Origin of the sequence: Amycolatopsis sp. NPDC023774 (assembly GCF_040639695.1) — a bacterium.
Taxonomy (GTDB): Bacteria; Actinomycetota; Actinomycetes; order Mycobacteriales; family Pseudonocardiaceae; genus Amycolatopsis.
This window is the reverse complement of record NZ_JBFAAJ010000005.1, coordinates 214,030-225,074: the sequence shown is the minus strand read 5'-3', so window position 1 is coordinate 225,074 and position 11,045 is coordinate 214,030. Positions and strand designations below refer to the sequence as shown.

7 protein-coding genes are annotated in these 11,045 nt (G+C 70.0%); 4 read left to right on the top strand and 3 right to left on the bottom strand.

What is annotated here, in order from left to right; genetic code table 11:
* Positions 1-279 precede the first annotated feature (279 nt).
* The 3 genes from AB0F91_RS15870 to AB0F91_RS15860 form a co-directional block, all read right to left on the bottom strand.
* A complete protein-coding gene (locus AB0F91_RS15870; RefSeq protein WP_360598186.1) occupies positions 280-987 on the bottom strand; it encodes a dienelactone hydrolase family protein in 708 nt (235 codons plus the stop codon).
* Between the two features lie 11 nt (positions 988-998).
* Positions 999-2,171: a globin domain-containing protein gene (locus tag AB0F91_RS15865; RefSeq protein ID WP_360598185.1), complete on the bottom strand. Its 1,173-nt coding sequence runs from the start codon at positions 2,169-2,171 to the stop codon at positions 999-1,001.
* 252 nt (positions 2,172-2,423) lie between these two features.
* Positions 2,424-3,599, bottom strand: a complete 1,176-nt coding sequence (locus tag AB0F91_RS15860; protein ID WP_360598183.1) for a globin domain-containing protein — start codon at positions 3,597-3,599, stop codon at positions 2,424-2,426.
* A 376-nt stretch (positions 3,600-3,975) separates the two neighbouring features.
* Between AB0F91_RS15860 and AB0F91_RS15855 the strand changes: the two genes are divergently transcribed.
* The 4 genes from AB0F91_RS15855 to clpB all read left to right on the top strand — a co-directional run bounded on the left by AB0F91_RS15855 (position 3,976) and on the right by clpB (position 10,701).
* On the top strand, positions 3,976-4,461 hold the full coding sequence (locus tag AB0F91_RS15855; protein WP_360598182.1) for a MarR family winged helix-turn-helix transcriptional regulator: 486 nt from the start codon (positions 3,976-3,978) through the stop codon (positions 4,459-4,461).
* A 36-nt stretch (positions 4,462-4,497) separates the two neighbouring features.
* Positions 4,498-6,588, top strand: coding sequence for an MFS transporter (locus AB0F91_RS15850; protein WP_360598299.1), 2,091 nt, complete (start codon positions 4,498-4,500; stop codon positions 6,586-6,588).
* 237 nt (positions 6,589-6,825) lie between these two features.
* Complete coding sequence (locus AB0F91_RS15845; RefSeq protein WP_360598180.1) at positions 6,826-8,013, top strand: MFS transporter; 1,188 nt, start codon at positions 6,826-6,828, stop codon at positions 8,011-8,013.
* Positions 8,014-8,106: 93 nt separating this feature from the next.
* Positions 8,107-10,701 (top strand): ATP-dependent chaperone ClpB, encoded by a 2,595-nt coding sequence (clpB, locus tag AB0F91_RS15840; protein WP_360598178.1) that lies wholly within the window; start codon positions 8,107-8,109, stop codon positions 10,699-10,701.
* Positions 10,702-11,045: the final 344 nt, after the last annotated feature.

Genomic DNA, 11,045 nt, shown 5'->3' with positions numbered 1-11,045 from the left:
GGTCCGTTCGCGCCCGGGCGGGGGTTGCGAACTGTCCTTTCGCGCCGCGGCACGTGAGCGACTGCGCCCTTCATACCGGGCGTTCGGCTCGACTGGACCTTTCGCGCCGGCGGCGCGAAAGGTCCAGCCGCGCTCTGCATGCAGCGCGTGCCCCCCTTCGCGCCTTTCCGGATGTGCGAGCGGACCGTTGGCGGCCGTAGTACGTGCGCGACTGGCCCGTTCGCGCCGGGCGCGGGTGCGAGGGGACCGTTGTGCACCAGCGAAGCCGTCCAGGCGGCGTCAGGCTTGCGAAGGGGACTTCAGGTACTCCCCGAAGAAGGTCATCACCCGCTGCCAAGCGTCGCGGTCCGAAGGCTCGTGGTACCCGAACCCCACGACCTTCGCGAAGGCCGCCACGGGCGCCGGGCCCATCTTGTTCGCGAAGCTGTGCCCGGCGTCCGGGTATTCCTTCACGTCGTGCGGAATCGAGCGTTCCGACAACGCCGCCGAGAGCTTCGCGGCGGCGCCGCGCAGGGTGGGGTCGCGGCGGCCGAAGCTGGCGACCACGGGGCAGGCGTCGTCGAGCGCGGACAGGTCGCGGGGCAGCTGGCCGTAGTACGGGGCTGAAACGTCGAACGACCGCGAAGCCGCCACGAGAGCGAAGCCGCCGCCCATGCAGTAGCCGGCGATGCCGATCTTGCCGCTGCAGTCCGCACGCGCGGAGAGCAGAACCCGCGATGCCTCGATGTCGTCGAAAGCACGGCCGCTGCGTGCGAACATGTCCTTGAACACCTGACGCACGCAGCGGAACATGCCGCCGCGGGAGTACAGGTTGGGGCTGAGCGCCAAGTACCCCTCGGAGGCGAACCGGTCGGTGATCTCGCGGGCGTCCTTGGACAGGCCGATGGCGTCGTGGATGATCACGACGGCCGGGAAGGGGCCTGGACCAGCGGGCACTGCCAGGTAGCCGGTGATGTCGCCGTCCGGGGTGGGGATCGTGATCTCCATGCCCCGGGAGACTAGTCGAGGGTGAAGGGGTCGTACCGGATCCGTTCCAGCTCCACGCCGGCGGCCAGCAGTTTCGCGATCGTCCCGCGGATCATGTCCGGCGAGCCCGACACCAGGACCTCACGGTCCTTCCACGCGCCGCGCTGCGTCACCGCGGTGGCCAAGGTGCCCCGGTCACCGCCGGGGACCGCGCCTTCCTCCGTGACCGGCGTCACCGTGAGCCACGGCGAAGTGAGGGCCAGGCGCCGCAGCTCGTCGAGCGCGTACAGGGCGCCCGGCGTGCGGCCGCCGAAGAACAGGTGGACGGGCGGGTTGCGCATCCAGCGGGACAAGTCGTCGAGGATCGCCATCAATGGCGCGACGCCGGTGCCGCCCGCGATCATCAGCAGCGGGCGCTGGTCGGCGGTCGGCACGACGGACAGCGCGCCCAGCGAAGGCCCCAGCCGCCAGACGTCGCCGGCGTGCGTGTGGTTCACGATCGCCCGCGAGACCCACCCGCCGGTGACCGCGCGCACGTGGAAGGTGAGCAGGCCGTCGTCGCGGGGCGCCGTCGCCATGGACAGGTACCGCCACAGCCGCGGTCGCTGCGGCACCTCGACGCTCACGTAGCCGCCGGAGCGGTACGGCAGCAGCTGCTCTGTGCGCACCCGCACCAACGCGACGTCGGCCGAGAGTTTCCGGTGCTCCACCACCGTGCCGCTCCACGACGCGGGCCCCGTCTCCTCCGCCGCGGCTTTGCGCATCGAGTCGGAGATCAACTGGTACGCCGACGTCCACGCCGTTTCCACCTCGGGCGTCCACGCTTTGCCGAGAAATCGTTTCATCGCGCTGAGCAACGCGGTTCCGACGGCGTCGTAGTGCCGCGTCACCACGTCGAACTTCCGGTGGTCGCGGCCCAGTTGACCGAGGAACGTGGTGAGTTCGTCAGGTCTGTCCACCATCTGCACCACGTTCACGAGCGCCCGCAACAATCTGCTCCGTTGTGTGGCCATCGTCACCGGGAACAGATCACGGGCATCCGGCGCGATCACGAACAGCGCTCCGTAGAAGTACTGCGCCAGCTCCTCGGCTTTCGGCTCGACCAGCGCGAAACTCTCGCGGATCACGCGCGCGGTCTCGGAACCGGGCAGTGGTCTGCGCACCGCGGCGGGAGCAAGGTCGATCTTCACGGATTCAGCACTCATCGGGAACGGTTTTCTCCAGTCATGCCAAGCAGTTTCAGCCTTCACGCGGCTTTGCGTACGCGCGCCGCCCCCGAGGAATCCCGACTGTAGGCGCCACTGGAGAAAAACGGGTGTAGTTAACGCCGTTCCCGCTCGAACGGAGCAATTTTCGGCACGGCTGGTAAACCCGATCTGGCGCTCCGTGAAAATGATCTTCCGCGGTTTTCCTTGGCAAAGAACACTTTTCGTCGGCCGATAACCGCCCAGCGCGGCTCAATCGATGGTGAACGGGTCGTACTGGATCTGGCTCAGCACGCTGCCGGCGACCAGCATGCGGGAAACGGTCGCGCGGATCATCGAGGGAGAACCTGACACGAGGATGTCGTGGTCGGGCCAAGCTCCGTACCGCGTAACCGCTTCCGCCAAGGTCCCCTGCTCGCAGCCGGGCAAGTGTTCGCCGCGTTCGACGACCGGGGTCACCGTCAGCCACGGGTTCGTGGACGACAGCGCGCGCAGCTCCTCGAGGTCGTAGAGGTCCTCTCGTGCCGGACCGCCGTAGAACAGGCGCGTCTTGGGGTTCTCGCCCCACATCGCCAGGTGGTCGAGGATCGAGCGGAGTGGCGCGACACCGGTTCCGCCCGCGACCATCACGACGCCGCGGGACCGCTCGCGGTCCACGGCCATGCGCCCCAGCGGCGGACCGAGCCGCCAGACGTCCCCGGGCTGCGTGTGGCTCACGATCGCGCGCGAGACCCAGCCGCCGTCGACCGCGCGCACGTGGAACTCGATTCCGCCGTCCTCACGCGGCGCGTTGGCCGGCGAGAGGTAGCGCCACAGCCGCGGCCGCTGTGGCACCTCCACGCTCATGTACTGCCCCGGCAGGTACGGCACGGGCTGCTCCGGTAGCAGCCGCACCAGCGCGAGGTCCCACGTCAGCCGCCGGTGCTCCACGACCGTCGCGTGCCACGACGCCGGGTTCACGTCCGCGGCCGCGGCCTCCTGCATGGCGCGCGCGACGATCGTGAACGCCTCGGCCCAGGCCCGCTCGACCTCAGCGGTCCACTCGGGCCCCAAGTGGTTCTTCAACGCGGCCAGCAGCGCCGTGCCCACGGCCTCGTAGTGCCGGGGAATCACGCCGAACTTGCGGTGGTCGCGCCCGAGCTGACGCAGGAACGGCACGAGGTCGTCGGGCCGGTCCACCATCTGCACGATGTGCACCAGCGCGCGCACGAGCCGCCCGCGCTGCACCTCCATGTTGATGGGGAAGAAGTCGCGGGTGACCGGGGCGAGCGTGAACAGCATCCCGTAGAAGAACTGCGAGATCTCCGGGATGAAGGGCTCGGACATCGCCCAGGTGTCACGGATCAGCCGCACCATCGCGGCCACGGCGGCAGGCGTCTCGCGGGGCGCCGCCGAGCGGGGGATCGGGCTGATCGAATCGGCTGTCATCGAGTGTCGTTCGCAGGTCGGGAGCGGTTCGGGGACGCGGACGGAGCGATCACGGGCGAGTGGCGGGCCCGTGGCAGCACTCCGGCTCAGGCCGACCTCTGCGGTCGGCGCCGAGGGAATTCACCACTGTCCCACCTCGTTCCCCTCAATAGTCTTCAGGACGCTGTCGTCGCGTCCCCTGACTGCGGCTCGTCCGCAGAGTAGCCGCCCTGCGGCCCTTTGCCAGCAACGTTGCTCCGGTCGGGTTACCGGCCGGGTCGGCGGGCGTGGGGCAGGTCACCGAATAGATAGTTGCCCTACGCAACCATCAGGTTATAAACTTGTATGGCACAACCAAGTGGGCGCTCCAAGCAGCGTCCGGTCCGGAAGGAAACCGATGAGCTCTGCCGACGACGTCAGGGTGGAACTGATGCGGGAGCTCCGGACTGCTTCGCAGCTGCAGCACCTGTGGATCATGCAGGCCTGGGCCGACGAACCCGGCCTCCACCCGGCCGCCGGGATGTTGCTGGCGGACCTCGTGAGGCAGGGCGAAGCCCGGCCCTCGGAGCTGGCCAAGCGCAAGCTCGTGGACCTCTCCGTGGTCAGCCGCCAGATCGCGCAGCTGCAGGCCGCCGGTCTTGTCGAACGACGACCTGCCCCGGAAGACGGGCGCGCGTCGCTGATCCGCGCGTCGGAGAAGGGGCTCGCGGAGGTCGAGAAGTGGCGAGAGCGCTACATCGCGTTCTTCGAGAAGGCCCTCGGTGGTTGGGACGAGGAGCGGATCGCCGACCTGACGACCCGGCTCGCGGACATGAACAACGGTCTGCGCACCGTGCTCGGGCCCCCTGAGTGCGCGGTGGACCAAGCGGAAGTCGGGAAGTGACGAAGGAAGTTGAGTACCAACCTCGCCGGTGAGCAGATGAACCACCGGCAGATCATGAAGGCCTTCTCGGGCCTGTTGCTCGCTCTGCTGGTGGCGATGCTGTCGTCGACGATCGTGTCGAACGCGCTGCCGACCATCCTCGCCGACCTGCACGGCTCGCAGAGCCAGTACACGTGGGTGGTCACCGCGACGCTGCTCACGTCGACCGCGACCACCCCGATCTGGGGCAAACTCTCCGACCTGTTCAGCAAGAAGCTGCTGTACCAGCTCGCCATCGTGATCTTCACGGTCGGCTCGGCCCTGGGCGGCATCTCGCAGTCGATGCCGGAGCTCATCGCGTTCCGCGCGCTGCAGGGCGTGGGCCTCGGTGGCCTGCAGGCGCTGATCCAGGTCGTGATCGCCGCGATGATCGCCCCGCGCGACCGCGGCCGCTACTCCGGCTACACGGGCGCGGTGTTCGCCGTCGCCACCGTCTCCGGGCCGCTGATCGGCGGCTTGATCGTGGACTCGCCGCTGGGCTGGCGCTGGTGCTTCTGGGTCTGCGTGCCCATCGCCGTGATCGCGTTCGTGGTGCTCGGCCGCACGCTGCACCTGCCGGTGCTCAAGCGCAAGGTCCGCATCGACTGGCTGGGCGCCACCCTGCTCGTCGGTGGCGTCGCCCTGCTGCTGATCTGGGTTTCGCTGGCCGGCTCCACCTTCGCGTGGGCCTCCTGGACGAGCGTGGCGTACGTCGGCGGCGCGGTGATCGCGCTGGCGCTGGCGGTGCTCGTGGAGTCGCGCGCCGCCGAGCCGGTGGTGCCGCTGCGCCTGTTCCGCAACCGCACGTTCACGCTGGCGGTGCTCGGTTCGCTGGCCGTCGGGACCGCGATGTTCGGCGGTTCGGTCTTCCTCGGGCAGTACTACCAGATCTCGCGCGGCTTCTCGCCGACGCACGCGGGCCTGATGACGCTGCCGCTGGTGCTGGGCCTGGCCCTCGCGTCGACGAGCGCCGGACAGGTCATCTCGCGCACGGGCCGCACGAAGCCGTTCATGGTCGCCGGCGGGATCTCGCTGCCGGCCGGGCTCTTCCTGCTCAGCACGGTGGACCACACGACGAACCTGACGCTGATGGGCGGCTACCTGGCCCTGGTCGGCATCGGGCTCGGGTTCCTGATGCAGAACCTGGTGCTGGTCGTGCAGAACACCGTGGCCATGAAGGACATGGGTTCGTCGTCCTCGGTGGTCACGTTCTTCCGCTCGCTCGGCGGCGCCGCCGGTGTTTCGGCGCTCGGCGCGGTGCTGTCGACGAAGGTGGCTTCGAACATCACGTCGTCGCTGACCCGGCTCGGCCTGCCGGCCGGTGACGCGGTGCACGGCGGTGGCGGCACGTTCGACATCGACGGCCTGCCCGCCGCGCTGCAGCCGATCGTCCGCGCGGCATTCGGCGACGCGACCGGCACGGTGTTCCTGTTCGCCGGTTTCATCGCCGTGGTGACGCTGCTGGCGGTGGTTTTCCTGAAGGAGGTCCCCTTGCGCCGGACTGTCGACGCCGACACCACGCCGGTCGTGGCGCCCTCGGCCTCGGCCGAACCCGACGTCACGACGGCCCTGCGCGGCCGCGTTCTCGACACCGACGGCCGCCCCGTCTCGGGTGTGGTGCTCACGCTCACGGACGCGTCGGGTCGCCAGGTCGACGTCGGCCGCAGTGCCCGCAACGGCGAGTTCGCCCTGGTAGCGGGCTCCACCGGCGAGCACGTGCTGCTCGCGACGGCGGGTTCGCTCCCGCCGGCCGTGTCCACGGTGCGCCTCACCGGCACGCCGGCGTGGCACGACCTGCTCCTCGGCGGCACGGGCGGCGTGACCGGCCGCGTCCGCACGGCCGGTCGCCACGCCGCGGTCGCCGGCGCGGCCCTGACGCTCACCGACAGCGCCGGCAAGGTCGTCGGCTCCGGCCTCAGCGGCCGCGCCGGTGCGTACGACATCGACGGCGTGCCGGCGGGTGCGTACACGCTGACGGTCACCGCCTACGGCCACGCGCCGCACGCCGAGCCGCTCGCGGTGAACCTCGGCACCCCGGCCCACCACGACGTGGTGCTTGAGGCCGAACCGGAGTTCGCGCGCCACAGCGGCACGTTGAACCTCGGCTGACCGCGCACCCGACCGAACCGCTCGAGCCCCGGCCCCCTACGCCGGGGCTCGAGCGCGTCTTCTCGCCGCTGATCTCCCGGGCCGGGGGCAAGCTTCTTCGACCGCGCCGGGACCCCTCCCGATCAACCGGACGGACGTGGCGGGGAAGCTCGCTCTACCGCCAGTGGCATTCGGCGGCTCGGGAAGTCTCCTTCCGGCCCTGACCTCGGGTCCTGCCCCGGCGGTAGCGTCCAGGACGTGACGCGCAGCCGGGTCGCGTTGTTGTGCGCGCTGGGGATCGACAACTTCGGCTCCGGCCTGTTCCTGCCGTTGGCGCTGGTCTACGTGACGCGGGTGGTCGGAGTCCCGCTCGCGCCGGCGGGCACGGCTGTCACGCTCGGGACGGTGGCGGGACTGGTGGTGCCGCCGCTCGCGGGCCGGCTGGTGGACCGCATGGGGCCCCGCTCGGTGATCGTCGGCGCGCAGTTGCTGCAAGCGGCGGGGGCGGCCGCGTACCTGATCGCCGACGGCGTCACCGCGGTCGTGGTGGCGGCGGTCCTGCTGGCGGCCGGCCAGCAGCTCTTCTACAGCTCGCTCTACGCGCTGATCGCCGACGTCGCCGGCGATGTGCCGAAGGACCGGCCGTTCGCGGAGGTCGGCATGGTGCGGGCGGGCGGTTTCGGGCTCGGCGGGCTGACGTCGTCGGCGATCCTGATGTGGATCGGCGACGGCGGGTACAGCGTGGCGCTGGCGGTGGACGTCGCGACGTTCGTGGTGGCCGCCATGATCATCGCGTGGGTGGTGCGGCCACAGCGGCGAAGCCCGGCGTACCCGAAGACGCGCAGCGGTGTGCTGCGCAACCGGCCATATCTGGCGTTGATCCTGTTCAGCGGAATGTTCGGGCTGTCGCTGGACTTCTTCCTGATAGGCACGCCGGTGTTCGTGCTCGACCTGCTGCACGGCCCGCCCTGGCTGCCGGGCGCGATCCTGTTCCTGCTCACGGTGGTCACCAGCGTCGGCGGCACAGCGGCGTTGCGGCTCACGCGCCGGCTCAACCGCGTCGCGGCGATGCGCGGCGGCTCGGCGCTCTTCGCCGCGTGGTGCGTGGTCAGCCTGGGCGTGCTGGTCGTGCCGCGCAGCTGGCAGGTGGGGTACCTGCTGGCCGCGACGCTCGTCTACGCCGCGGGCGACCTGGTCTTCGGGCCGCGCTCGGGTGCGCTGGCCGAGGCCGCGGCCCCGCCCGAAGCGAAGGGCCGGTACCTGGCAGCGTTCCAGTACGCGTTCACCTTCGCGCAGGTGCTGGCGCCGGCGGTGGTGGCGTTGTTCTCCGTGTCGGTGTGGTTACCCTGGGTGCTGGTCGGCACCTGCGCTTGCTTCGCCGTCGCGGGCCTGGGCAGGCTGGGGCCGAGGCTTCCGGCGGACGCGGTGACGCCGGTTCAGAGTTGAGCGGAACAGACTCAAGTTTTCTGACGTTATAGAAGTTGATGGTCCTTGGTCAGGGCTGTCACCTGGACTTTCACAGAGCGCATGAGGTGAGGGATGGACGCTTTCAACCCGACCACGAAGACCCAGCAGGCGATCTCGTCGGCGGCACAGGCGGCCACGATGGCCGGCAACCCGCACGTTTCGGCCGCCCACCTGCTGGGCGCCCTGCTGGCGCAGGGTGAGGGACTTACCGCACCACTGCTGACCGCGGTCGGGGCCGACCCGGAGGTGGTGCACAAAGAGCTCGACCCGATCATCCACGCGTTGCCGTCCGCGACGGGCGCCACCGTGTCGAGCCCGCAGTTCGACACGAACGCCGTGAAGTCGCTGACGCGCGCGCAGAAGCTCGCCACCGAACTCGGTGACGAGTACGTGTCGACCGAGCACCTGCTCGTCGGCCTCGCCACCGAGGGCGGCCAGGTCGCGGAGCTGCTGAAGCGCCACGGAGCGACGCCCGACGCGCTGCAGGAGGCGTTCGCGAAGGTGCGGGGTTCGGCGCGCATCACGAGTGCCGACCCGGAGAGCACGTTCAAGGCGCTGGAGAAGTACGGCGTCGACCTGACCGAGCGCGCCCGCGCTGGTGAGCTCGACCCGGTGATCGGGCGCGACACGGAGATCCGCCGTGTCGTGCAGGTGCTTTCGCGGCGGACCAAGAACAACCCGGTGCTGATCGGTGAGCCGGGCGTCGGCAAGACGGCGATCGTCGAGGGCTTGGCCCAGCGCATCGTCGCCGGTGACGTGCCCGAATCGCTGCGGGGCAAGCGCGTGGTCGCCCTGGACCTCGGGTCCATGGTGGCCGGTGCGAAGTACCGCGGTGAGTTCGAGGAGCGGCTGAAGGCCGTGCTCAAGGAGATCACGGACTCAGCCGGCGAAGTGATCACCTTCATCGACGAGCTGCACACGATCGTCGGCGCCGGTGCGACCGGCGAGGGCGCGATGGACGCGGGCAACATGATCAAGCCGATGCTCGCACGCGGTGAGCTGCGGATGGTCGGCGCGACCACGCTCGACGAGTACCGCCAGCACATCGAGAAGGACGCGGCTCTGGAGCGGCGCTTCCAGCAGGTGCTGGTGGGCGAGCCGTCGCCGGAGGACACGATCGCGATCCTGCGTGGGCTCAAGGAGCGCTACGAGGTGCACCACGGTGTCCGGATCACGGACGCCGCGCTGGTGGCCGCCGCGACGCTGTCCGACCGCTACATCACCGCCCGGTTCCTGCCGGACAAGGCGATCGACCTCGTCGACGAGGCAGCTTCCAAGCTGCGCATGGAGATCGACTCGCGCCCCGTCGAGATCGACGAGGTGGAGCGCGCGGTGCGACGCATGGAGATCGAGGAGATGGCGCTGTCCAAGGAGGACGATGCCGCCTCTCTCGAGCGGTTGTCCGTGTTGCGGGCCGAGCTGGCCGAGAAGCGGGAGACGTTGACCGCGTTGACCGCTCGCTGGCAGAACGAGAAGGGTTCGATCGAGCGCGTCCGCGAGCTCAAGGAGCAGCTGGAGCAGCTGCGCGGCGAGTCGGAGCGCGCCGAGCGCGACGGTGACCTCGGCAAGGCCGCCGAGCTGCGCTACGGCCGGATCCCGGCGTTGGAGAAGGAGTTCGAGGCGGCCACGGCCGCGTCGGAGGTCAGCCAGCAGAACGTGATGCTGAAGGAAGAGGTCGGCGCAGACGACGTTGCCGACGTGGTCAGCGCGTGGACCGGCATCCCCGCCGGCCGGCTGCTCGAGGGCGAGACGGGCAAGCTGCTCCGCATGGAGGAGGAGCTGGGCCGCCGCGTGATCGGGCAGGAGCAGGCCGTGCAGGTCGTGTCCGACGCCGTGCGGCGGGCGCGGGCCGGGGTCGCCGACCCCGACCGTCCGACGGGTTCGTTCCTGTTCCTCGGCCCGACCGGTGTCGGCAAGACGGAGCTGGCGAAGGGCCTGGCCGAGTTCCTGTTCGACGACGAGCGCGCGATGCAGCGCATCGACATGAGCGAGTACTCCGAGAAGCACTCGGTGGCGCGGCTCGTGGGTGCCCCGCCGGGCTACGTCGGCTACGACCAGGGCGGGCAGCTGACCGAGGCCGTGCGGCGCCGCCCCTACACGGTCGTACTGCTCGACGAGGTCGAAAAGGCGCACCCCGACGTGTTCGACGTGCTCCTTCAGGTCCTCGACGACGGCAGGCTGACCGACGGCCAGGGCCGGACGGTGGACTTCCGCAACACCATCCTCATCCTGACGTCGAACCTCGGCTCCCAGGCCATCGCCGACCCATCCCTGGACGAGAACCAGCGCCGCGACGCGGTGCTGGAAACCGTGCAGCGGCAGTTCAAGCCGGAGTTCCTGAACCGGCTGGACGACATCGTGGTGTTCCACGCCCTCGGTACCGAGCAGTTGACGTCCATTGTGGACATCCAGGTCGCACGCCTCGCGGCGCGTCTCGCCCAGCGGCGGCTGCACCTGGAGGTCACTGACGGTGCTCGCGAATGGCTGGCACTGAACGGCTTCGACCCGATCTACGGGGCCCGGCCGCTGCGTCGGCTGGTGCAGTCGGCGATCGGTGACCAGCTGGCGAAGAAGCTGCTGTCGGGGGACATCCGCGATGGCGACACCGTGCGGGTGGACATTCCGCAGCTGGAGGCCGGAGACACGCTGACGGTTGAGCGGGTCTGACGGCTGCGCGGTTCTGAACGGCCCTCCCACTTCGGTGGGAGGGCCGTTCTGCGGTTGCGGGGCTGGTTGGTCGCCCGGTTGCGTTGGCTTTCCCTTCGGCCATCGTTCGGGAGTTGGCACCTCGGCGCCGCCTCCTATTGGCGACAGGTCCTTTCGCGGCGCCATGCGTTGCCCGGTCGCGCCGGACGCGCCGCAGGGCCGGTTCCTTCGCGCCGGTCTTGCCGCGCGACGGGACCATTGATGCCCGAGTCGGTCCGTGCGGGGCCGCTTCGCGCCGGACGCGCCGCGCGACTGGACCGTTCGCGTCGGACTTGCCGCGCGACGGGACCATTGATGCCCGAGCC

Excerpts from the sequence above, each read along its gene's own strand:
- clpB (WP_360598178.1), top strand. The coding sequence starts at position 8,107 with ATGGACGCTTTCAACCCGACCACGAAGACCCAGCAGGCGATCTCGTCG.
- AB0F91_RS15865 (WP_360598185.1), bottom strand. The coding sequence starts at position 2,171 with ATGAGTGCTGAATCCGTGAAGATCGACCTTGCTCCCGCCGCGGTGCGC.
- AB0F91_RS15850 (WP_360598299.1), top strand. The coding sequence starts at position 4,498 with ATGAACCACCGGCAGATCATGAAGGCCTTCTCGGGCCTGTTGCTCGCT.
- AB0F91_RS15860 (WP_360598183.1), bottom strand. The coding sequence starts at position 3,599 with ATGACAGCCGATTCGATCAGCCCGATCCCCCGCTCGGCGGCGCCCCGC.
- AB0F91_RS15855 (WP_360598182.1), top strand. The coding sequence starts at position 3,976 with ATGAGCTCTGCCGACGACGTCAGGGTGGAACTGATGCGGGAGCTCCGG.
- AB0F91_RS15870 (WP_360598186.1), bottom strand. The coding sequence starts at position 987 with ATGGAGATCACGATCCCCACCCCGGACGGCGACATCACCGGCTACCTG.